The sequence below is a fragment of the Pseudomonas sp. Irchel s3b5 genome, from assembly GCF_900187435.1.
GTDB lineage: Bacteria > Pseudomonadota > Gammaproteobacteria > Pseudomonadales > Pseudomonadaceae > Aquipseudomonas.
In genome coordinates this window covers 204,218-225,432 of the sequence record NZ_FYDY01000004.1, presented here as the reverse complement: position 1 = coordinate 225,432, position 21,215 = coordinate 204,218, and the positions used below count along the sequence as shown (strand labels likewise).

The 21,215-nt window shown below is 54.6% G+C and carries 23 protein-coding genes and 1 pseudogene; 9 read left to right on the top strand and 15 right to left on the bottom strand.

The window, feature by feature from the left end; all coding sequences use genetic code 11:
- Position 1 precedes the first annotated feature (1 nt).
- From CKW15_RS06795 to CKW15_RS06730, 14 genes are all read right to left on the bottom strand, one after another.
- A complete protein-coding gene (locus CKW15_RS06795; RefSeq protein WP_095151904.1) occupies positions 2-283 on the bottom strand; it encodes a tail fiber assembly protein in 282 nt (93 codons plus the stop codon).
- Positions 280-630, bottom strand: a complete 351-nt coding sequence (locus CKW15_RS06790; RefSeq protein WP_095151903.1) for a hypothetical protein — start codon at positions 628-630, stop codon at positions 280-282. Before CKW15_RS06790 ends, CKW15_RS06795 begins: the two co-directional genes overlap by 4 nt.
- Positions 630-1,574, bottom strand: coding sequence for a phage tail protein (locus CKW15_RS28690; RefSeq protein WP_256583115.1), 945 nt, complete (start codon positions 1,572-1,574; stop codon positions 630-632). Before CKW15_RS28690 ends, CKW15_RS06790 begins: the two co-directional genes overlap by 1 nt.
- Before the next feature lie 24 nt (positions 1,575-1,598).
- Positions 1,599-2,258: a hypothetical protein gene (locus CKW15_RS06780; protein WP_095151902.1), complete on the bottom strand. Its 660-nt coding sequence runs from the start codon at positions 2,256-2,258 to the stop codon at positions 1,599-1,601.
- A complete protein-coding gene (locus tag CKW15_RS06775) occupies positions 2,255-2,563 on the bottom strand; it encodes a hypothetical protein (RefSeq protein ID WP_256583114.1) in 309 nt (102 codons plus the stop codon). The genes CKW15_RS06780 and CKW15_RS06775 overlap by 4 nt, the downstream gene beginning before the upstream one ends.
- A 51-nt stretch (positions 2,564-2,614) precedes the next feature.
- On the bottom strand, positions 2,615-5,701 hold the full coding sequence (locus CKW15_RS06770) for a DUF1983 domain-containing protein (protein WP_095151900.1): 3,087 nt from the start codon (positions 5,699-5,701) through the stop codon (positions 2,615-2,617).
- Positions 5,698-6,096 (bottom strand): hypothetical protein, encoded by a 399-nt coding sequence (locus CKW15_RS06765; protein ID WP_095151899.1) that lies wholly within the window; start codon positions 6,094-6,096, stop codon positions 5,698-5,700. Before CKW15_RS06765 ends, CKW15_RS06770 begins: the two co-directional genes overlap by 4 nt.
- A 2-nt stretch (positions 6,097-6,098) precedes the next feature.
- Entirely contained in the window at positions 6,099-6,701 is a 603-nt protein-coding gene (locus CKW15_RS06760) for a hypothetical protein (protein ID WP_095151898.1), read from the bottom strand.
- A complete protein-coding gene (locus CKW15_RS06755) occupies positions 6,701-7,285 on the bottom strand; it encodes a hypothetical protein (RefSeq protein WP_095151897.1) in 585 nt (194 codons plus the stop codon). Before CKW15_RS06755 ends, CKW15_RS06760 begins: the two co-directional genes overlap by 1 nt.
- 19 nt (positions 7,286-7,304) lie before the next feature.
- Complete coding sequence (locus CKW15_RS06750) at positions 7,305-7,994, bottom strand: phage tail tape measure C-terminal domain-containing protein (protein WP_256583120.1); 690 nt, start codon at positions 7,992-7,994, stop codon at positions 7,305-7,307.
- Positions 7,995-8,462: 468 nt separating this feature from the next.
- Positions 8,463-9,401 carry a copper homeostasis membrane protein CopD gene (copD, locus tag CKW15_RS06745; RefSeq protein ID WP_060543723.1) on the bottom strand — a complete coding sequence of 313 codons (939 nt, stop codon included), beginning with the start codon at positions 9,399-9,401 and terminating at the stop codon, positions 8,463-8,465.
- A gap of 3 nt (positions 9,402-9,404) precedes the next feature.
- Positions 9,405-9,788, bottom strand: coding sequence for a copper homeostasis periplasmic binding protein CopC (gene copC / locus CKW15_RS06740; RefSeq protein WP_060543722.1), 384 nt, complete (start codon positions 9,786-9,788; stop codon positions 9,405-9,407).
- Positions 9,789-10,043: 255 nt separating this feature from the next.
- On the bottom strand, positions 10,044-11,432 hold the full coding sequence (locus tag CKW15_RS06735; protein WP_095151895.1) for a heavy metal sensor histidine kinase: 1,389 nt from the start codon (positions 11,430-11,432) through the stop codon (positions 10,044-10,046).
- Entirely contained in the window at positions 11,429-12,118 is a 690-nt protein-coding gene (locus tag CKW15_RS06730) for a heavy metal response regulator transcription factor (protein WP_060543720.1), read from the bottom strand. The genes CKW15_RS06735 and CKW15_RS06730 overlap by 4 nt, the downstream gene beginning before the upstream one ends.
- A 97-nt stretch (positions 12,119-12,215) precedes the next feature.
- On the opposite strand from CKW15_RS06730, the pseudogene CKW15_RS29030 reads away from it, so the two are divergent.
- The 4 genes and pseudogenes from CKW15_RS29030 to CKW15_RS06715 form a co-directional block, all read left to right on the top strand.
- Positions 12,216-12,378, top strand: a pseudogene (locus CKW15_RS29030) (plastocyanin); the annotation flags it as partial.
- Between the two features lie 102 nt (positions 12,379-12,480).
- Positions 12,481-12,738, top strand: a complete 258-nt coding sequence (locus CKW15_RS06725; protein WP_060543719.1) for a DUF2933 domain-containing protein — start codon at positions 12,481-12,483, stop codon at positions 12,736-12,738.
- A 2-nt stretch (positions 12,739-12,740) separates the two neighbouring features.
- On the top strand, positions 12,741-15,104 hold the full coding sequence (locus CKW15_RS06720) for a heavy metal translocating P-type ATPase (RefSeq protein ID WP_082457625.1): 2,364 nt from the start codon (positions 12,741-12,743) through the stop codon (positions 15,102-15,104).
- Between the two features lie 112 nt (positions 15,105-15,216).
- Complete coding sequence (locus tag CKW15_RS06715) at positions 15,217-15,417, top strand: heavy-metal-associated domain-containing protein (RefSeq protein WP_082457640.1); 201 nt, start codon at positions 15,217-15,219, stop codon at positions 15,415-15,417.
- A 258-nt stretch (positions 15,418-15,675) separates the two neighbouring features.
- Here CKW15_RS06715 and CKW15_RS06710 read toward each other — a convergent pair whose 3' ends face one another.
- Positions 15,676-16,152, bottom strand: a complete 477-nt coding sequence (locus CKW15_RS06710) for an antitoxin Xre/MbcA/ParS toxin-binding domain-containing protein (RefSeq protein WP_060543717.1) — start codon at positions 16,150-16,152, stop codon at positions 15,676-15,678.
- A gap of 448 nt (positions 16,153-16,600) precedes the next feature.
- Between CKW15_RS06710 and CKW15_RS06705 the strand changes: the two genes are divergently transcribed.
- The 5 genes from CKW15_RS06705 (at position 16,601) to CKW15_RS28685 (ending at position 21,117) form a co-directional block, all read left to right on the top strand.
- Positions 16,601-16,807, top strand: a complete 207-nt coding sequence (locus tag CKW15_RS06705; RefSeq protein ID WP_060543716.1) for a co-regulatory protein PtrA N-terminal domain-containing protein — start codon at positions 16,601-16,603, stop codon at positions 16,805-16,807.
- A gap of 223 nt (positions 16,808-17,030) precedes the next feature.
- On the top strand, positions 17,031-18,950 hold the full coding sequence (locus CKW15_RS06700; protein ID WP_060543715.1) for a copper resistance system multicopper oxidase: 1,920 nt from the start codon (positions 17,031-17,033) through the stop codon (positions 18,948-18,950).
- A gap of 12 nt (positions 18,951-18,962) precedes the next feature.
- On the top strand, positions 18,963-20,018 hold the full coding sequence (locus CKW15_RS06695; RefSeq protein ID WP_060543714.1) for a copper resistance protein B: 1,056 nt from the start codon (positions 18,963-18,965) through the stop codon (positions 20,016-20,018).
- A 161-nt stretch (positions 20,019-20,179) separates the two neighbouring features.
- Positions 20,180-20,647, top strand: coding sequence for a DUF411 domain-containing protein (locus CKW15_RS06690; RefSeq protein WP_060543713.1), 468 nt, complete (start codon positions 20,180-20,182; stop codon positions 20,645-20,647).
- 134 nt (positions 20,648-20,781) lie between these two features.
- Positions 20,782-21,117: a hypothetical protein gene (locus tag CKW15_RS28685; protein WP_082457624.1), complete on the top strand. Its 336-nt coding sequence runs from the start codon at positions 20,782-20,784 to the stop codon at positions 21,115-21,117.
- Positions 21,118-21,215: the final 98 nt, after the last annotated feature.

Sequence of the window (21,215 nt, the reverse complement as noted above, 5' to 3'; positions counted from 1 at the left end):
CTCAGGCCGGAGCAGTTGGCCATTCAATCGTGGAGGGATAGCCGACCTGTTCAGGCACACGGCTCAGAGCGACTCGGTATTTCTTCCAAGCCTTCAACAGCAACACTTCAGCATCGGTAGCTTCGTCGATATCCACGGCATCCTGTAGTGGGGCAATGGCCCTATCAGCTACCGCCCGCCGCTTAGCGTTCTCAGCTACGGCGGCAGCCAGCACTTGATCCTTTGCCGCCTGCTCTTTCATTGCACTGGTGATCAAGTACGACCAATCGATATTTCCGCTCATACTTTGGCGTCCTGAGTTTGCGGGCCTGAGAAAACTTCCTGCGCCTTAGGTGGCAGCGGCCCCGGCAAATTGACCAAGCCGTCTGGAACCTCAAGCAGCGGCTCTGGAAATGCCTGTTCTTGGCTGTAGTTCAACGGCAAAGGCAGAATAAGGGTGAGTTCAAGCTCAGCCCCTACCCTGTTTATCTCGCCCTTAAACCATTTAGATGATATGGCGACTGCGGGCAAGGTGTCGCCTTCACGCAGCTGTGTGAAGTCGAAGAGTTCGCCATTGATGGTCAATACATCGCCAGCTTTGGATACCTCAAGTTCATCATCACTCCGTACTGGGGAGAGCTTAATTTTCATCAGAACCACCTTCCGATAGCTGTTGTATAAATGGTCCAGGCAGGCGGTGCAGATGCCGGATAGATGCCTACGAAACTTGCCGAAGATATGCTGGTTGATCGACCGCTCACTATAAAAGCAGGATCATTACCGGTGCTGCCTGAAACAGCTGGCGAAACACCAACAAAGGACGCAGGAAAAGTCCAATCAGCTGCTAATGGCGAAAGAAAAAGCGCGCCGAAACTGATAGTCGGCCCTGTCAAGGCCATCGGAGGTGACCTGCAGATCAGCGTCCCGTCGATGTATTTAGCGTAAGTGCCGTTGCTGTTGCTGCCTGATTCGACAATCGCCCCAGTTGGAATTCCACCTGTCTGCGATACCGCACCAACTGCGTTGCTCTTTCCGTAAGCACCTGCTGCTTGTAGTGCAGCCAGCAACGCGGCAATTGAGGTAACGCCAGTGCCACCTTGCGCCACGCTCAGCGCAGTGATCAGTCCGGTCAACGATGTAATGTCGTTGTTTGCGCCAGATTTGGCGGAACCTAAGGTGAGGCGAGCTGAAGATGCGTCCGGGTCATTGAGCAGTCCTTGGATGTACGCCGAAAGATCCGTAATCCCGGTGCCACCCTTGTTGGGCGGCAATATGTCGTAATTGCCGGTGGTTCCCAGCGCGGCCAATTGCGTGCCGTACTGATTCACAAGCGCCCGCAGTGCATCGGCCGAGTCCTTTACGTAGCCCTGCATGGGTGCCAGTGCGTAGATACCGGCGGAGTTGGTCACCCCCTGATAGTTCGGCGAGATCGCTAAGGCCGTGTCGCTGGCGATGTTGGTGACTTCGTACCAGCCACCGTCCGGACCACGAAAGGCATCGCCGACCCTGGCATTGGAAATGAAAGCGGTGCCGGTGCCAATCACGGCATTGGAATTTTGGGTGACAGAGACCGTTCCTGATTTGTACCAGGGCATTGAATATCTCCAGAAATAAGGTGTTCAGGCCAGTAATTTGGCGCAGAGAAATGGCCGGTGACCTTGGTCGGTCCAGGCGGTGGTGGCGAGGCTGTACATCATGATTCGGCCGGCGGTGTAGTCGACGGCCAACCCACAACCTCCACCTGAAGCGTCGTTGTGGCAATTCATGGCAAACGGGTTCAGTGAGATGTACTCGCCAGCCCCAAGAGCCTTGGTAATTGCCCAGATGTAACGGCGACCAACAGCCAGCACATCGCTCCCCACGTACGTCCAGTTGCCCGCTGCGAAGGTCACGACAACAGCCGGTGCGCCACTGTCATAGACCAGCGCGGCGCTCTGATCCCACAGCCGCAGTCCGTACGCCGCGGTGCCCATCGAAGCCCACGCGGCCACGAAATACTGACCGCTCAGCGTTGCCGTGATGTTGGACGCCTTCATGGCGAAGCCTGTCCAGTTGCCAGGCCCGCCGGTGAACCACACCGATATTGGCACCTGAATCACACCTGCATCCGGCCGGATAAACACCAGCGGCGGATCCTGGCTGGTGATTGCTCGGGCAAATGTCCCCGACGCATTGGTCGTCCCTGAGTACGAGCCTTTGGTCAACAAGCACAGCCGTGGCGCTTCAGAATCGATCTGGACAAAGGAGTTGTCATTGATGCTTTGGAATCCATAGCTCATGTCGCAAACCTTATCGCGTAGGCCTTTGAGACAATCCTTGTCTGCCCGGTGGACGCACCGGCGGATGGGTTTTTAGGCAGGACAACTACCTGCCCCACTGCCGTGGTTACGTAGGGGTACGACTTGGTGTTACCCAAACCATCGTTCTCTGCCGACTGCACATCCTGTGCTCTGGTCGGAATGATCATGAACACGCAGTTGGCCGGGTTGAAGCCCGGGATGTTCAGCGTGTAGCTGGGCGTGGCGCCACTGAAGTCGATCACGCCCTGCCAGATCACCTGGTAGGTAAAGGAGTTGGTGTCCATGGATAGGCCACCGTTTTCATCAAAAACGCGAAGGCCAAATGAAGCCATTTTTCACCCCAGATAGCCGAGTCGAACACGCAACACGTTGTTGGCGTCGTAAACCGATACGTTCTGCGCGTTGATCACCATTCGCCCTTGTCCAGGGATAATGCCATTGATCTCAAGCGTTCCGTCTTTATTGAGAATCCAGCCCTGCTGTCCAGCGATGTAGTTGGTCGAGCTGATGTAGCTGCCGATCTTCGCGTTGGTGATGGTGCCGTCCTGAATGAACGCCTGATTCATGAACACCTGCCCGCCCTGCACCGCAAACGGAACCGAGATGCCGCCGCCGGCGATGGTGTTGACGATGGCGAACCGATCTGCGGCAACCAGGAACTGGCTTTGCAGTCCGGCGCCGGTGTTCTCGATGCCGAGACCGATGCCAGCGGCGACGTACTTGCCGTCTGCTGCGACCTGCATCTTCACCGACCACATTGTCGACAACTTGCCATTGGTGTCGGCGAACGCCGTTGAGGTCTCCTGAATGGCGGCGGTGTTGTTCGCGACCGAGACATTCAGCTGGGAGATCTTCGTAGCCGTCGCCGACTCATTGGTCGCAACCACCTGCTCCAGCTCGGTGATGTTGGCCTCGTTCTCGCCGACGCTTGCGTCGAGAGTGGTAAGTCGCTGAGCCATGGCATAGTTTTCAGAGGTCCGAACTTTGGTTTCCGTGGCCGCCGATGCGGTGCTGTCCCAGCCTTTCAGCGCGTCCGCCAACTCCCCTTCCCCATTGTCATCGCGGGACGAGGCTTGTAGCGCCTGAAGCTGCGTTGCGGTCGCTGTTGTTTTCCCCTCAACGGTTGCAATGTCGGCAGTGTTTTTGGTGACCTGTGCAGCCTGGGCATTCGCCGCCCTAATCGACTGACCGCTGTTAACCCAGTAGGTCGGATTCGGCGGGGAGTTTGAACCGTCAGCTGCCGCAGGCACGTCAACAATCGCGGTCCAAAGGTTATCCCCTACCCGAACGGTGTTGTCCCTGACATATGCGTCTGTCGGAACGTAAGCCAGGGCGTCCACCAGACCGTCTATTTCAGTCTGCAGTTCTCCTATTCGCTCATTCACCGAGCCAGGTCCGTCGCCGTCGACCAAGTCAATTCGATCATTCAGGTGCTGATAAAGCTGCGTCTCGGTGATTTCCCCGCCCAGCGCCGAAAGGTATGCAGACACATCGTTCGAGGTCTGAGTCGGCACATAAAGGAATGAGCTTTTCCCATAGGCGTTCGATGAGCGAATGAAGTAGTAATAGTTCGTGTAGAACGCCAGGCCGGTGTGCGTGAAGGAAAGGCCCTGACCCAGATAATCTGCGTCATTCGCCGTGCCCGTCGGTGACGTACTGAAGAAATACTCGTAGGTGCCACCGTTCAGGCCGGTCGCAGTGTTCTGTGGGATCAACACGATGTTGTCGATCGAGGACTGCACCACGCAGGACTCAGGGATTGGCGGCCCGTTGATGCTGACGGAAATACTCGCCTCACCAGATCTCGCCATTGGCCCTACTGCCGCCACACTCATCGTGTAGTTACCGGACGGCAAGCTGTTGATGGCGCACTGTGTCGAGGTCGCTGGCACCGAGTGCGACTGAATGGCGGTCGCACCCTGGCGAACGATGACGACGTACGAAGACACGATCCCGGTAGGTGGAGCCCAGGCGAGGACGCCCTGCACAACCTCCGCCCCCGTGTTCTGCGTCCAGGCCAAACCTGTTGGAGACCCAAGACCGCCAGCCGGTAGGTTGATGAATCCGATCGGGTTGTATGGTTGACCAACTGCGTCGTCGAATATCGCCGCCTCGTACTGTTTGACCTGCACAGTGCAGCCTTCGCTGTCGCCCATCGACCAGTCTGAAACGATGAACTCGCCGAGGATGTTCAGCGACGGCAGGTTGACCCGTACCACCCGACCTGGCCGGCAGTTGTAACCGGAGAAGTTCATCGGGATGCTGATCGCACCACCCGCACGGCGCCGGCGCAGCTCCATGTTCGCCAAGCGCTGGGCCTGATATGGATCGGTGACGTACGAATAGGTCAGCGTTTCCGCTGCCTCGCCGCCGTCCTCAACAATCCACTCGGACACGCTTACTTCTGGGTAGTCGGTCTCAGTCCAGGACTGTTCCGGATCGATGAACGTGCCGCGCACGGTGTTGATTGCTGAGTCGTTGGTTGGCTCAGTGCTGCCCGTGACCGTGCCGATTACCATGTCTTCGGTGATCTCGAAATCGTATGGGCCGTAGTAAGCGCCGGCCTGAAACATCCAGCGCCCGCCGACACGGATCAAGCGACCACCGGAAGCAGCTTCTAGCTTCTGCAAAACACCGGTGCGCTGCTCGTCGGCGCCGATAACGCAGGCAGTTCGATAGCGCTGACTGGTCGATCCATCGGCGTTGCTGACAGCCTCGTCGCAGACGTTGGCGGCACTGGCGAAGGTCTCGAACACGATCTCATCGTCCGGCACGCCACAGCGGTTGCGCAGGAACCAAAGCAGGTGCAGTGCGGTGTTTGCGCTGTACACAGCCGTGCCGGTGCGCGGGTCGTAGATGTCATTACGCCCGCGAACCACGAAACGGGTATCCGGAATCCCAGACGGGAACTTTTCTGCGCTATACCGCAGCGACACCCGAACATAGGAAAGCCCGCGGCCGATCTGCGAGTCCTTCCAGTCTGGGCAGTTGGCCTTCAGGAAGGCGTTAACTTGGGTCGGGTTGACGACCAGCTCGTAGCTGGCCAGCGCGCCGAACGAAGAGATTTCCTCTTCACCCAAGTAGATGCTTTCCAGCGCATCGATGGCGCCTTCGCACAACACGTAGACCAGGTGCAACCATTCACCCTCACCCTGCGCGCCTGATTGCTCCTGAGCCCAGACCAGTACGCCACCGGTTGAAACCCGGCCAAGGATGAAGCGCACCGGTGCCTTTGACGAGCGCACGGTTTGCGCCGACGGCTCGTTGTCGCGCAGCGGCGACTTGGTGTTGAGCTTTTCCTGTTGCTCGGAAGCGTAGAAAGCCAGTGCCGCGCCAGCGACCGCGCCCCACGGACCGCCCTGAGCAAAGCCAATGGCAGCGCCGACCGCGACTTGAGCAAGTTTCTTTACGCCGCTGCTCATTCAATTCTCCACGCGGCCAGTGGCTCGCATTCGACCCGGACTGCTCCGTCGTCGGTTGTTGCCCAAAAATCGCCAGCCCAGAAAACAGCCATGCTTCGGCCACCTGGTGCGTCGTACATCACCACGTCGCCGCGCTGGATAAAGGTCAGCGGAACCCGCACAAAACAGGCGTCCCACGCAGCTTCGAGGCTGCCGTGCTGCTTCTTCAGCTGCCGCTTTGCGCCTGTCTCTGTCGTGTATTTGCCGCGGTACTGCGCGGCTGGATCCACTCCGCACACCGCCGCCGCGCAGTCAGCAGCGAACAGACAGCAGTCAAATTCGCCCCATGAAAAAGGCCGCTCTTGGGCGGCCTTGATCACGTCGTTCAGACGGGTTGTCCAGTCTCGGTAGCGCATGGCTAGCTTCCATAGGTGAATGTCGGTGCGTCCTTCCTCGAGCCCCAGTAAATGGGCCACTCGGACATCTGGGCGATCGCGTAGAAGAACCGGTCGCCTTCATGGCGCGCGCGGTGGTTTTCGTCGGTGAAGCGCTCGGTGCCGGTACGACTCCACTCGGCCATGCGATCGATGACCGGGACGGTAATGTTGTTGCCGTCCTGGCCATTACCGGCGAACGAGAACTTGGAAGCATCCATTCGCCCCGAAAACAGGATGTCCGCCGCGTAATTGCCAGCCTCGTCGAACACGACAAACATGACCTTGGCTGCACGCCCGCGACAGCCGCGCACGTTCGTCTCGGGCAGGATGTACGCATCCAGGCCGCTCAGGGTCAGCTCGACCGACATTGGCGAGCCTGAGTTGTCACTCTCCTGCGACTGACTGACCTGGCCGAAATTGCCAACGCCCAGGTACGTGATCCCGTCGACCACAAGATCTCCGGTACCGGTGTGCGCGAAGACCATGCCGTCAACGAAGTCGAGTTGCACCGCGTATACAGGCATGAACTTGCCGGTGGCGATGATGTTCACGACGTTCTGGCTAAACGGGAATGCTGATGGCATCAGAACGCCTCCCTGAATTGGTAGCTGCCGTTTGCGATCACCGGCTTGACGGACATCGCCCATGTATCGGTGGTCATGCGCATTTCCGAGTACGGGTTCAGGTACTCGACTGCGGCGCCCGCCGTGAGAGACTTGCGAATCCGCTTGTTGAGCAGGACCGTCACATTTCCCTGCGCGTTCGATGATGCCGGATCGGTGACCTCGAACATTTCGCCGGCGATGGTGATGTAGTCGCCTGCGCTGAAAATGGCCGTGCTGGGCGCGGCTCCGGCGATGAGCATGTTGCGCGCCTGCGCATTGCCGGTGACGACCGTAAGCGCGCCAATGCTCGCCGTTCGACGCCGGGTGAAGGCTGGAAGGTTGAACGTGCCGAACATCCCATCCAGTCGCCCGAGGAACGCCGACAGCTCGCGCTCCTGGGCTCTGGTCAGCAATCCGAAGGTCAGCGTGCACTGCCAGTACGCCCCCGGGTAGCCGACGATCTGCTGGGCATTCGAAAGCGTCGAAGTGAACGCCCTGCTGTTGTTGACGATGCCCCACGTCATTTCTGACGGGCACAGCGAAGCCGGCCACGTGAGAGCCATGCAGTACTCCTTAAATGCTTTAGCGCCGCGCGATCAGCTGGCGGATGGTTCCGTTCATTTTCAGGTCACGGACGACAAGCTCGTAGCCACCTTTCGCCCCCTGCATCGCGGCTTCTTTGACCATGTTGACGGTCGCGTCGTCGGGCGTACCCTGGAAGCTGAAGTGCTGGTGAATGACCGGAGCGGCGGTTGATGCCGACGAGATCGGCGTAACGCTGGATTTCGTAGCCGAAGCTGCCGACCCGACATAGCCGCCGTCCGCATAGCCCTTGGTATTCGCATTCATGCGCTCAAGGAATTCTCGGGCGCCAGGCTGGCTGACCACTTCCTTGTTAACAACAAACTCGCCGCCGTGCACCACGCCCTTCGGCTCGAACTTTCCGCCGTCACCGGTATAACCGCCATCGGAGAAGCCCATACCGAACCCGGCACCGGCAAAGCTGCTGAATATGCCGACTGCCGCCTTCCGCACACTAATGCGGACCAAGTCAGCAATGATCCCGTCAGCCAGATCGCTGAAGGACAGCTTCCCGGTTTTCACAAAATCGACAATCCCGTCTTCCATGTTGCTGAAGGCGTTGGTGAACAGCGTCTTCGTTTGGCCAGCGACATCCGCCGCCTCATCGGCGTAGGTTTGAAATGCTGCTGAGGCGCCAAGCGCCCAATCAGACTGCGCCTTATCTAGCTGATTGTAATAATCCTGCTGAATTGGGTAATTGCATTGATTTGACCACTTGTTTGCATTCGACTTGACCAGTCAATTGCATTCGACTTGACCACCCGTTTGCAATCGACTTGACCAGCGATGGATAACGTATTTCTTCGACCAAAAAAGCTTGGCACACGCTTGCCTTGGAGCTAGACAGGGCTGAAATGATGCCAAAGCCCACCGCCTTTGATGGTTGTGTCGCATTCACGGTGCAAATTTTTGCACTTGTTTGATCAGTGGGGGGCCGAATCGATTTTCGCTGCTGCGAGCGGGTCTACGCCACGATGGACCTGTCCAATTTGTCGAAGCATGAACAGTAGGTCGGCTCACTCAAAGACTGCTTCGGACAGTCCTGGTGATACTTGATGGAGTGAGGTTCTGTCATCGAGATGCTGCTGAGCTTATCCATAATTTCTGATACAAAAATCAGCAATCCCCTGGGGGTAATTTGCAAACAGCGCCAACACTCTACTCCATGCTCATACCCATCTCTGGGCTCAAGGTTCCTAACCAAGCGACTAGGCAAAGTATGATTATTGCTAGCGTGAGCTCTACAGCCATACTGCGTCGCAAAGCATTAACAGCTCCAGTGTATTGACCGCCCTGGATCGATCGTTCTAAAAGTGGGCTCAAGTGAAAGCGGTTCAACGTAGCTAATGCCATCATTACTGCAAACAGTGAAACCTTTAAACTAAGTAATACACCATAAGTACTGAGCGTTATCCCATCAATTGTTGGACCTACAATGAAAAGATAATTCACAACGCCCGAAACACTTAGACTCACCACGATCACTGCACCAGCCAATTCAAACTCAGTAAGAGCTCGGGAGAGAATTCGTAACTCTTGTTCACCATTTAGAATTTTAGTATGCAGCAGTAAAGCGAATGCGGCCAGTGCTCCCATCCAGCCGCCGGCTGCCAAAAGGTGAAAGATATCGCTAATGAAATGCATATAACGAAGATTGCCTTCGTCCATCGCGCCATGGCCTGTCCATGCCAAGGTAGCGAGCGCAATGGCACCAGCCAGAGTAACGACCCAAAGGCTGGAGGTTGGGAAGCGTTTGTTGAGATTGACAGCTATACCTGCCAAAACAAGCGCTGCAATTCGGACCATCCAGGTGAGCCCGACATCGGTACCAGTAAGCACCATTTCGAAGATATGTTGGCGAAGCTCCGTAAACTCTGAAACGCCGCTCATTGCTTTCGCAAGCAACAACATAGCGGCAAAAGACAGAAGTAAACCACCAACAACGGTGCTGAAAAGGAGCGACTCAAAATTCAAGACTGCGCCGGATACCCGCTCCTTTCCCCTGAGGCTGTACAAACCAAAAATAGCCAATCCAAAAAGCAGCATCAGGTCCAGATAAAGAGCTAAGCGAATCAGGATATTGATTGAGTCGCTCATGAATCATTTCACTTTGAAAGAAAAGTTACCGGTGATCGGATGAGTGTCCGAAGAGACTGCACGCCATTCAACTTTATAAGTACCAGTGGTCAATGGAGCCGCCGGTGTGATGACCATCATTTTCGGATCATCACCGCCCGAGACCCCAGCCTTGACGCCCATGGGGGAATTCGGCATGCCGGGCATGTCGGTCATGATCAGTTTTGCACCTGAGAACTGAGTCGTCAGGTTCTCCGAGAAGTGCAGCTCGATCTTGGCAGGTGCGACGGAGGTCGAACCTTCCGAAGGAGTGGAAGAAAGCAGTTTCGGATGCGCTTGAGCAACCCCGCTCAGAAGTAAGCCGGCGGTAAGCGCAACAGCTACGGTGGTAGCTTTAAAGAAGGACATGCAAGACTCCTCACAGCTTGAGCTGTTGATTCGAGGTTTGGTTGGGGAGATCTGTTTTTACTTCTCGACTCTTATAAAAACCAGAGACGGAAATCGAGCGTATGTCGCGTCCTGGTAAGCACTGCACTCAGGGAACAGGTCAAGACTCCCACGCCACAGTGCTGGTACACGATGCCACATGAGAACAGACCGTTCGATTACAATTCAGTAAGCTTGGGATGTGCCACACTTCGCAGGCTAAACGCTGCCCTGGGTTTAAGCGCCTTTCAGGCCGACGCCAGGGAGCTCCATATGGAAGGCTATTTTTCCATTGGATGAGGTGCACCAGATCTTGCCCTCATGAGCTTCTATGATCGACCGCGTAATTGACAGTCCCAGTCCGGCATTGCTGGGGCTTCCTTCGCGTCGTGCCGGATCTACTCGGAAGAATCGATCAAAGAGCTTTTCTAAGTGCTCGGGGGGGATGACAATCCCTGGGTTTTCCACCGTCACTACTGTGGACGTACTTCTCTCTTTGATATCGACACTGATGGTCCTTCCCTCTGGGGTGTACCTCAAAGCATTCGAAAGCAAATTCGAAATGGCTCTGTGAATCATCAATACATCGCCCCGTACACTTCCTGCTCCTGAAACAGCCAGGTTGATGTCGCGTTCATCAGCCAATAGGCGGTAATACTCAAGCAGTTTCTCCACGACCTCCAGCAGGTCGATCTGTTTGTTTTCAGGCTTGATTAACCCGTTGTCGGACTTGGCAAGGAAAAGCATGTCGTCGATCATTCGCGACATTCGCTTCAAGTCATCGAGATTCGAATACAGATTGTCTTCGTAGTCCTCAATATTCCGTTTTCTAGAGAGCACCACCTCTGTATGAGTCATCAAATTGCTGACTGGGGTACGCAGTTCGTGAGCAATGTCTGCTGAGAAATTTGATAACCGCACAAACGCATCATCTAGTCGGGACAGCATCGCATTGAACGACGATACCATCTGTTGCAGCTCTTTTGGGACCGGCCCCAGGGGGATACGATCCTTGAGTGATTTGGCTGACATCGACGCCGCGACCATGGTCACTTGATGGATTGGACGCATACCACTGCGTGCAACCATCCAGCCTAAAGCGGCACTGACAAGCGCACTGATCGCCAGCCCGATCCAAAACCATCGCTGGAGGGTCTCGAAGAAGGCCATATGATGAGTAACATCAAGGATCAAGATTACGGTCAACGGCTTGTCATGACCATTGACCATCGCTTGTGCTGTCAAACCACGGAACATGTGCTTTTGGTCTTGCCATTCCCATACAGTGTTGGTTGTCACCGAGAGGAACTCTTTCGGAACCTTCATGGGCTGGGGATCAGCGAAAAGTAGTTTATCGTCGACATCCAGAATTAGGGCCGTCAGGTCACGGTGAGCCCCAAGCAACGCTTGTAACTCGGGCTTTAACTCGTTGAATTGATCGATATTTTTCAGCTCTCCCAAAATTCTTTGAGTTGAGTGAAGCTTTTCGTTCAGGGCCTGCTGATCCAGCATTTTGAAGTGGTGCCGGCTCAGGTTGTTGAAACCGAGGCCGGCGATGGTGAGCACAGCCGTTACTGCAAGCATGAACATCAGGCTCATGCGCGTAGTCAGGGATAGACGGTTCATTCCGATTCCGAATCTGGTGCATCGAGCATATAACCCATACCTCGCGAGGTCTGGATCAGCTTGACCTCAAAGCCATCATCAATCTTCGCCCTGAGCCTGCGCACCGCTACCTCAATTACATTGGTGTCGCTGTCGAAGTTCATGTCCCAGACTTGCGAGGCGATGAGCGACTTTGGTAGCACTTCGCCTCGGCGACGGAGCAGTAGTTCCAGGAGTGCAAACTCTTTGGCCGTAAGATCTATGCGTTTGCCTGCCCGAATGGCCCTGCGTTTGAGCAGGTCAACGTCAAGATCGGCAATTTTCATATGAGTTTGCGAGGGCATGCCGTGACCACGGCGGAGCAGTGTCCTGACTCGAGCTAGCAATTCAGAGAATGCGAAGGGTTTGATGAGGTAATCATCAGCTCCGAGCTCAAGACCGTGGACTCGATCTTCAACACGATCTCGTGCCGTCAGAAAGAGTACCGGAACGTCCTTTCCTGACAGGCGTACCCTCCGAAGGACTTCCCATCCATCCATCCCTGGCATCATGACGTCCAGAATCAGCAGGTCATATGCTTCGCTTAAAGCATGTTGAAGAGCCTCAGTGCCGCTGGTGTAACGATCGACATTGAACCCAGCCTCGGTAAGACCCTGCTGCAAATAGATACCTATTTTCGGTTCGTCTTCGGCAATCAGAAGTCTCATAGAGGTGGCTCTCAAAATTGTCATTGGCTGAGTTTGCATCGAATTCGTCGAGCCAACCAGAAACTGACAGAAAAGTAATCTTGGCCTCAGGTGGACGAAGATGGTCAGGATGGAGCACAACGATCCAACATCCTCTGAATAAGCCTGACGCAAACAAAGACCCTACCTGGACCGTCTCCCATAGCACAGACCTGGAGTTTTCCAGCAATGTACCAGGCCACTATCAATCAGGAATGGTTGGCCAGTTTGAAGTGAAGTAAAGCTTGGATTGATTGATCGAGATCATAGCCTCAAGGCGAGCGTGGACTACTCTCAGACGCAGATGCCACTGCAACTCTGGGCAGGACAATAGGAGCAAAGTCATGGCTAACCATCGGCATTCGGTTGAAAACGCTGCTTCACCTTTCTGGAGGAGCAAAACAGGTGTAGTGCTGATCATGCTGGTTGCAATCGGGGGTTTTTACGTGGTCCGGGAACACTTCGGCCATGTTTCACCTTATCTCCCCTATTTGATTCTGTTGATCTGTCCGTTGATGCACTTTTTCGGGCACGGGCACGGGCACGGCGGTCATGGACGACACGGAAGTTCGGAAGCCAACAAGGACGAAAACGGAAACTAACCATGTCTGACGCCACGGATCACCGCGACCAAAATCACGCCCATTCGGTAAAGTCCTCCGATGATGGAGGTCTACATGATCCAGTGTGCGGTATGGCTATTACTCGGCCGAGCCCGTTCAGTGAGCTTTATGAGGGACAGGCATATCAGTTTTGCAGCTTGAAATGCCAAGAGAAATTTCGAGCAGAACCTCAACATTACGCTGCTGATCAGTCTGATAGCCATCCCTCTAGTCACATCGAGCCCTCGGCTGAGCCACAGTTGGGTACTGAATTCACTTGCCCCATGCACCCTGAGATACGACAGCCAGGCCCTGGCACTTGCCCGATTTGTGGAATGGCATTGGAACCGGTCATGCCAGGGTTGGAAGAGGAGGAAAACCCCGAACTCAAGGATTTTGCCCGTCGTTTTTGGTGGTCATTGCCATTAACTGTGATAGTGACTCTGCTCGCGATGGCGGGACATTCATTACAACTCTTCCACGGAACCCAACAGAACTGGGTGGAGCTGCTTCTTGCAACCCCGGTGACTCTCTGGGCTGGTTGGCCCTTTTTTGTGAGGGGTGTAGCCTCTATTCGGCTTCGCAGTCCAAATATGTGGACCTTGATTGGCCTGGGTACAGCGGCTGCTTATCTTTACAGTATTGTAGCCACGCTCTTCCCCCAGAGTTTTCCCGCCAGCTTCACGCAAGATGGACGCATCGGGGTCTACTTCGAAGCCGCAGCAGTAATCATCTCATTAACATTACTTGGGCAGATTCTTGAGCTCAAAGCCCGATCGCAAACCTCCGCTGCCATTAAATCTCTTCTGGGGCTCTCACCCAAAACGGCACGCAAAATCAACGCCGATGGCCAAGAGGAAGATATCCCGGTGACCCATGTCCACAAGGGTGACCACCTCCGGGTAAGGCCAGGTGAAAAGGTGCCTGTTGATGGTTTAGTACTGGAAGGCGAAAGCGCAGTCGACGAGGCGATGCTGACCGGCGAGCCAGTACCAGTAATGAAGAGAGCTGGAGATAGCCTGATCGGCGCCACGCTCAATACACATGGCAGTCTGGTGATGGAGGCGCAGAAAGTTGGCGCCGAGACGGTGCTATCGCAAATCGTGCTGATGGTAGCTCGTGCTCAACGCTCCAAAGCCCCCATGCAACGCATGGCCGATGTCATCGCCGGCTACTTTGTAATGGGTGTCATCACAATTGCGGTACTGACTTTTCTGGGGTGGGGTTTTTTTGGTCCTCAACCCAGTTGGGTTTTCGGTCTGATCAATGCAGTGGCCGTGCTGATCATCGCCTGCCCCTGTGCATTAGGGCTCGCGACCCCCATGTCGATCATGGTTTCCTCGGGTAAGGCAGCCAGCATGGGGGTACTGTTCAGGGATGCCAGTGCCATCGAGAACCTTTGCAAGATCGATACGCTGATCGTCGATAAGACCGGCACCCTGACAGAGGGGCGTCCGGTATTCCACAGTGTAGAGGCCACAACGCCTTTCGACCCCAATGATGTCCTTCAATTGGCTGCCAGCCTCGATCAAGGCAGTGAGCATCCTCTGGCTCACGCAATTGTTGATCACGCCCGAGCTGAAAACCTTGTATTGAGCAAGCCTGAATCGTTCGAGTCTGGATCTGGAATCGGAGTCAGCGGCATGGTTAGCGGCAAGAAAATCCAAATGGGTAATACCGCCTTGATGGAGGAGGCAGGCGTGAGTATCAGCCCTCTCCAACATCGTGCGGAGCTGTTACGACTTGAAGGTATCAGCATCATCTATGTGGCTGTCGACGGAGTGCTGGCTGGATTGCTCGCGGTGTCAGATCCGATTAAGCCAACCTCCAAAGAGGCCGTCACTAAGCTCAAGGCTGACAATGTAAAAATCATCATGGCCACTGGCGACGGACTCACCACGGCACGAGCTGTAGCCAAGGAAATGGGGATCGAAGAAGTCCACGGCGAAGTGAAACCTCAGGACAAGGAGCGTCTGGTCGCGGACCTTCAGCAACACGGTCGTCGGGTTGCCATGGCTGGCGACGGTATCAATGATGCGCCTGCCTTGGCCCGAGCAGATGTGGGCATCGCCATGGGGACAGGGACAGACGTCGCGATGAACAGTGCACAATTGACCTTGGTTAAAGGCGACTTAATGGGAATTCTTCGAGCGCGTGCTCTTTCTGTCGCAACAGTAAAAAACATGCGGCAGAACCTTGGTTTCGCCTTCCTCTACAACGCGATGGGGATACCACTCGCTGCGGGCCTATTGTATCCACTGACCGGACACCTGTTATCACCAATGGTCGCGGCCCTCGCGATGAGCGTCAGCTCCGCATCCGTCGTTTTCAACGCATTGCGGTTGAGAAACGTCCGTATAGATTGAGGCCCAGGCATCCATTCAAACTAGGATGTAAAGAACTCTTGACCTTCCTATCGTGGCAACGTTGATGCTGTTCCTGCGGCTAAAAAGGCCGCTCACCATGAGAGGAATAACTATGTTCGTCTTGAATGTTTCAGGCATTGCTTGCGGTAGCTGTGTCAGCAAAATCACCAAAGCTATTCAGTCGTTGGATAGCGAGGCTGCTGTTTCAGTGGATCCTGCTGCTGGCAAGGTCAACGTTGAAAGTATCGAAAGCCCAGAGCGAGTCCGTGCGGCTGTTGAAGCGTTGGGTTTTCCTTCCACGGTTAGTGCCTGAGACGGTGATCTTGCTCCGCGTTAATGCCCTCATGCATAAGCTCTCCATGCCGCATTTCAGATGTGAGCGCAGGTCTCGGCGGTCAACTCAGCCCTGCGCTCACGAGCGCTATTCTGCCGATGAGCAATTTCCGTCGCACCCAGCATGTGTATCGAAATTAGCGAGTTTATGCTCAGGACATAATTTTGCTAATTTCCATACACTAAGCATCGCGGCAGTAGAAAACACGCAAGGTGTGTTTGGCAGACGCTTACAAACTTAGACTACTCCACCCCATTTTATAACTTGAAGCACACGGCTAACTTGCACGGCTCCGCGCTCAGTTTTGCAGAGCATTATGGGTTTACTACCACCGAGGGCTTGATTCGGCTTTGACATCCAGTCGGTGGCTGCTTGTCTGCTGTCGCAGACCTCCTCAGCCAAGTGACAAACAGCCGCAATTCGATCTAGTCGTCCGGACGCAACAGGATCAAGAGGCTTTTGTTGACGCCTATGTCGTTTGAGCGTGGAGGTCGAAATATTGAACAACATTTCCAAGCTACTTTCCTGAAGAGCAAAGTTCGCACAAAGGGCTTGAAAAAGTTGAGAGGGAAGCCCTTCACTGATCTGGAGTAATCGTTCCGATTCATTGAGAAAACCTCGATTTGCGCTGAAGCTCCAAAACATGGCAATCAATAAATCACGCGCTTTTTCTTCCTTTTTTGTTCGGCGTCGAGTGGTCGTTGTAGTGGTCATCACGACTCCATCAAACCAATTGGGTTTTTCTATCGCAAAGGCAACATATGGGCGCTGCGTTTAGGTTGCCTCGTGAGCTCTTCGTCCTGCCCCTCTGCACTGACCATCTACCGTGCTGATTGGGTTGAAGTAAAAGTCGCTTACCCATGGACCGACTGTAACGTGGGGCCCTATTGACCAGCAAATTGCATTCCCACCGGCCGCCCATTTGCATTCGCATCAATGCGGGAGTTCGGAAGGTGACTTGGCCGGATGCTTTCCCTGTTTCAACGTACGCAGACGATTGTTCAGGAAGAAAAGCGCAACCTTACGCACCTGTAATGTTCACCTAAGGTTCCTGACAGGGAACGACGGTTAAGGTGGCACCGAGCCTTGAGCTCAGCCCCAAAACCATTTTTCTCGATGTGGATTTAATGGGGTAACTGAAAACTCATCCAAGGATATCCAAATGAAATCTATGAAAACCCTGTTTGCCATTGCAGCTTTGACCGTCTCTTCCCTGGCTATGGCCGCAGGCGGTGGTGATCGGGCATTTGAACGTATGGAGGCGGCCAGAAAGGACTCGATGGAGTCGTACCAAATTGCCCAGAAGCAAGGCACTCAGCTCCCCGTAGCCGAGAGCAAAGCTAAAGCTGCCGACCACACCAGCTGCTGATCCATTTGGCACATACCCAAGCTGACAGAAATGTAATCACCCTGATAGTTAAAGTGTGGCAATTTCTAAGCTCGTCTGCCGTATGAGTGTTGTCAATTTCGGCGGCGGGCAAGGCTCAGGAAAGATGCTAGAAGAACTCCAGAGAAGTTGCCCCCGAACCGATAAGCGAAACGCACAAAGTGCTTCGCACGGCTTTCTTTTTGACTGAGTGGACATAAACGGCATGCATTCCAAAACCTCTAGGCGGACCTTCGTCAAAGGCCTGGCCGCTGGTGGCATTCTCGGCGGTCTCGGCCTGTGGCGTACCCCTGTCTGGGCAGTAACTAGTCCCGGTTTCCCGAACGTATTGGCCGGCAATGAATTTGATTTGTTCATTGGCGAAACTCCAGTGAACATCACAGGCTCGGCGCGCACGGCGATGACCATCAATGGTTCTTTGCCGGGACCGCTGCTGCGCTGGCGTGAAGGAGAAACGGTCACGCTGCGGGTGAAAAACCGACTGGACCAGGACACCTCCATCCATTGGCACGGGATCATTCTGCCGGCCAACATGGATGGTGTACCCGGCTTGAGCTTCCACGGTATCGCTCCCGATGGCATGTACGAGTACAAATTCAAAGTCCATCAGAATGGTACCTATTGGTATCACAGCCACTCTGGTTTTCAGGAACAGTCAGGCGTCTACGGTCCAATCGTGATCGATTCGAAGGCGCCAGAGCCATTTCAATACAACCGCGATTATGTGGTGATGCTGACCGATTGGACTGATGAAGATCCTGGTCGCGTGTTAGCCAAACTCAAGAAACAGTCGGACTACTACAACCACCACAAACCTACCGTCGGCGACTTCATCAACGATGTCAGCGAGAAAGGCTGGTCCGCGACAGTGGCGGATCGCAAGATGTGGGCCGAAATGAAAATGAACCCCACCGATCTTGCAGACGTCAGTGGGGATACTTACACCTACCTCATGAATGGCCAGGCCCCTGACGGTAACTGGACCGGTATTTTCAAACCGGGCGAGAAGCTGCGACTGCGCTTTATCAACGGTTCGGGAATGAGCTATTTCGACGTTCGTATCCCAGGCTTGAAAATGACCGTGGTGGCCGCCGACGGCCAACACGTCAATCCGGTCAGCGTCGATGAGTTCCGCATTGCCGTGGCAGAAACCTATGACGTAATTGTGGAGCCTGTCAGTCAGGAGGCCTACACCATTTTCGCCCAGTCCATGGATCGAACCGGATATGCCCGCGGAACCCTGGCAGTACGCGAAGGGCTCAAAGCTACTGTTCCCGCGATCGATCCACGTCCTCTGTTGACCATGGATGATATGGGGATGGGAGGAATGGATCACGACAATATGGCAGGCATGGATCACAGCACAATGAAACCGGGCGACATGGCCGGTATGGACCACAGCAAGATGATGGGCATGGATCAGGGCGATATGTCCGGCATGACCGGTATGGATCACAGCAAGATGACGGCCATGGATCAGGGCGATATGCCCGGTATGAACGGTATGGACCACAGCAAGATGACTGGCATGGATCAGGGCGATATGTCCGGCATGGCCGGTATGGACCATAGCACGATGGCGGGCATGGGCGGAGGCGCTATGCAGTCTCACCCGGCATCCGAAACCAACAACCCGTTGGTTGATATGCAAGCCATGAGCACAGCGCCGAAGCTAAACGATCCCGGCATTGGCTTGCGGAACAACGGCCGTCGAGTTCTAACGTACTCTGACCTTAAGAGCACGTTCCAGGACCCGGATGGTCGCGTGCCCAATCGCACCATTGAGCTGCACTTGACCGGTCATATGGAAAAGTTTTCCTGGTCATTTAACGGCATCAAATTCTCTGATGCTGAACCATTGCGCCTCAAGTATGGCGAGCGTCTGCGCATCACCTTGGTGAATGACACCATGATGACCCACCCCATCCACCTCCACGGTATGTGGAGCGACCTGGAGGATGAGAACGGCAATTTCATGGTGCGCAAGCATACGATCGACATGCCGCCAGGCACTAAGCGTAGCTATCGAGTAACAGCTGATGCGCTGGGACGCTGGGCTTATCACTGCCACCTGCTGTTTCACATGGAGATGGGGATGTTCCGTGAAGTACGGGTTGATGAGTAAAGGAGACGGGATATGACCCAAAAACCAAAAAAACGGATTGAGATCATGACCTGGAAGCTTCTACGTCCGACGCTGATGGCACTGACGGTCTCCTTCAGTGCCGCTTTTGTTGGTTTGGCCAGTGCCGCTGAAGAGATGGATCCGTCGATGACTATGTCTTCGGGAGCGGAGTCGAAACCGGCCGCACCTCAAAAGCCAATCCCCGCCAAAGACGGCCAGATGGATCACTCCAACATGGATCATGGTTCGATGGAGGCGATGGACCACAGCAATATGAATCATGGCCGGATGGACCAGGGTCAAATGGAAGGCATGGATCACAGCAAAATGAATATGGATACTGAGGCGACCAGTACGAGTCGAACGCCAATCCCCGTGTTAACCGAGGCTGATCGTAAAGCGGCGTTTCCGCCTCTTGCAGGTCATGGTGTTCATGACAAAAAACTCAACTCTTTCATCCTCTTGGACAAGTTCGAATACCAGGATGCGGATAACGGCAGCGTTCTGAATTGGGAAGCCAAAGGTTGGATCGGCGGTGACGTCGATCGTTTATGGCTGCGCTCGGAAGGTGAGCGCACCAACGGTGTGACGGAAGACGCCGAGCTCCAGGCGCTTTGGGGGCACTCAATCGGTCCATGGTGGGATGTTGTTACCGGCGTGCGCCAAGACTTCAAACCAGGCTCACCGCAGACTTGGGGTGCCTTCGGCATCCAAGGCATGGCCCTCTACAACTTTGAAACTGAAGCCACCGCATTCATCGGCGAAAACGGCCAGACCGCCGCTCGGCTGGAAGGTGATTATGACATTCTGCTCACCAATCGCCTGATCTTGCAGCCTACCGCTGAAGTGAACTTCTACGGGAAAGACGATCCTCAGCGCGGTATTGGCTCTGGTTTGGCCAATACGGAAGTGGGTTTACGGTTGCGCTATGAGATTGTCCGCGAGTTTGCGCCCTATATCGGGGTGACCTGGAGTCGCTCTTATGGCGAGACTGCCGACCTCGCTAGTGATGAAGGAGAAGATACGAACGAGGCGCGATTTGTCGCCGGTATTCGGATGTGGTTTTAAGAAAGCAGCGCCCATGCCCATGATGAGGACGCTGCGCCTTCTCAGGGTGAAGATACCAAGCCAGGCCATCCTCAGGTTGTGAAGGCTTCACATGATGCCCAAGCAACTTCGGCCGCTCAGCCTAAAATTCGTACCCATGCTGATGGGAAGGAGCACCCCCCATGCGAAATAACTTTCTTCGTCCCAGCCGGGCACTTCGCCTCGCCGCATTCGCGGCTCTGTTTATCAGTTCAGTTGGTCATGCAGCAGAGTCGCTGACGATCGACGTCCATCGTGATGCGAACTGTGGATGTTGCAAGAAGTGGATCCAGCACCTTGAAGCTAACGGTTTCACCGTCGTTGATCATGTAGAAACCAATATGAGCACGATCAAGCAAGACTTGGGCGTTGTTCCGCGTCTCTCGTCATGCCACACAGCAGTGGTCAACGGAAAATTTGTAGAAGGCCACGTACCTGCTGAGCAAATAGTTGCCTTGAGCAAACGTGATGACCTTATAGGGATTGCTGTGCCGGGTATGCCGGCAGGCTCGCCTGGTATGGAAGTCGATGGAAAGCAGGATGCTTATCAGGTGATCGGTCTGAGCAAAGCCGGTACTGACCAAGTGATCGCTGAGTACCCGGCAAACTAATCAGTGTTTGGCGGCTCTGCCGCCTTTATGACAAGAGGGAGCATAGGGCATGTTGACCTACAGACGCTATTTGGCTGGTTCTCCTGATAGATACGTATTTGTACAGCCAATTTTCAGCGTCTAGACTCCCTCGCATGAGACGCTATCTGCGGTGTTGCCTCATTCTCCTGATCAACTTGGCGCTTCCCTTGAGTGGGATGGCGGGCATTCAGTCACCGCTAGAACCTTGCCCCATGAAAACCATGATTATGATGAGTGAGATGAACCAGGACTGCGGCGTCGACATGAACTGCTCCGTCGATCATGGTAAATGCTGCAATCCTGGCCAGGATTGCAGGAGCGCCGTTTTGCTACAAGTGTCGTTTCGGAAACCTGTCACTCATTTGTCCAGTCCACAAATGCTGACAACTTTCAACGATTCCCTGCCTATTCATGCCCCGTCGAGAGTTTGGCGACCGCCTCGCGCTTGATTCCTGTACCACACTGAATCTCATCCTGCTTTGGCGCGGGATGGCATATCTGTGCGCATGTTTAACGTGGCGCGCAGTAGATCCTCACAGGAATCGTG

Bases quoted from the DNA above. Each gene is read 5' to 3' on its own strand.
- CKW15_RS06795 (WP_095151904.1), bottom strand. From the start codon at position 283: ATGAGCGGAAATATCGATTGGTCGTACTTGATCACCAGTGCAATGAAA.
- CKW15_RS06790 (WP_095151903.1), bottom strand. From the start codon at position 630: ATGAAAATTAAGCTCTCCCCAGTACGGAGTGATGATGAACTTGAGGTA.
- CKW15_RS28690 (WP_256583115.1), bottom strand. From the start codon at position 1,574: ATGCCCTGGTACAAATCAGGAACGGTCTCTGTCACCCAAAATTCCAAT.
- CKW15_RS06780 (WP_095151902.1), bottom strand. From the start codon at position 2,258: ATGAGCTATGGATTCCAAAGCATCAATGACAACTCCTTTGTCCAGATC.
- CKW15_RS06775 (WP_256583114.1), bottom strand. From the start codon at position 2,563: ATGGACACCAACTCCTTTACCTACCAGGTGATCTGGCAGGGCGTGATC.
- CKW15_RS06770 (WP_095151900.1), bottom strand. From the start codon at position 5,701: ATGAGCAGCGGCGTAAAGAAACTTGCTCAAGTCGCGGTCGGCGCTGCC.
- CKW15_RS06765 (WP_095151899.1), bottom strand. From the start codon at position 6,096: ATGCGCTACCGAGACTGGACAACCCGTCTGAACGACGTGATCAAGGCC.
- CKW15_RS06760 (WP_095151898.1), bottom strand. From the start codon at position 6,701: ATGCCATCAGCATTCCCGTTTAGCCAGAACGTCGTGAACATCATCGCC.
- CKW15_RS06755 (WP_095151897.1), bottom strand. From the start codon at position 7,285: ATGGCTCTCACGTGGCCGGCTTCGCTGTGCCCGTCAGAAATGACGTGG.
- copD (WP_060543723.1), bottom strand. From the start codon at position 9,401: ATGAGCGACTCAATCAATATCCTGATTCGCTTAGCTCTTTATCTGGAC.
- copC (WP_060543722.1), bottom strand. From the start codon at position 9,788: ATGTCCTTCTTTAAAGCTACCACCGTAGCTGTTGCGCTTACCGCCGGC.
- CKW15_RS06735 (WP_095151895.1), bottom strand. From the start codon at position 11,432: ATGAACCGTCTATCCCTGACTACGCGCATGAGCCTGATGTTCATGCTT.
- CKW15_RS06730 (WP_060543720.1), bottom strand. From the start codon at position 12,118: ATGAGACTTCTGATTGCCGAAGACGAACCGAAAATAGGTATCTATTTG.
- CKW15_RS06725 (WP_060543719.1), top strand. From the start codon at position 12,481: ATGGCTAACCATCGGCATTCGGTTGAAAACGCTGCTTCACCTTTCTGG.
- CKW15_RS06720 (WP_082457625.1), top strand. From the start codon at position 12,741: ATGTCTGACGCCACGGATCACCGCGACCAAAATCACGCCCATTCGGTA.
- CKW15_RS06715 (WP_082457640.1), top strand. From the start codon at position 15,217: ATGTTCGTCTTGAATGTTTCAGGCATTGCTTGCGGTAGCTGTGTCAGC.
- CKW15_RS06710 (WP_060543717.1), bottom strand. From the start codon at position 16,152: ATGACCACTACAACGACCACTCGACGCCGAACAAAAAAGGAAGAAAAA.
- CKW15_RS06705 (WP_060543716.1), top strand. From the start codon at position 16,601: ATGAAATCTATGAAAACCCTGTTTGCCATTGCAGCTTTGACCGTCTCT.
- CKW15_RS06700 (WP_060543715.1), top strand. From the start codon at position 17,031: ATGCATTCCAAAACCTCTAGGCGGACCTTCGTCAAAGGCCTGGCCGCT.
- CKW15_RS06695 (WP_060543714.1), top strand. From the start codon at position 18,963: ATGACCCAAAAACCAAAAAAACGGATTGAGATCATGACCTGGAAGCTT.
- CKW15_RS06690 (WP_060543713.1), top strand. From the start codon at position 20,180: ATGCGAAATAACTTTCTTCGTCCCAGCCGGGCACTTCGCCTCGCCGCA.
- CKW15_RS28685 (WP_082457624.1), top strand. From the start codon at position 20,782: ATGAGACGCTATCTGCGGTGTTGCCTCATTCTCCTGATCAACTTGGCG.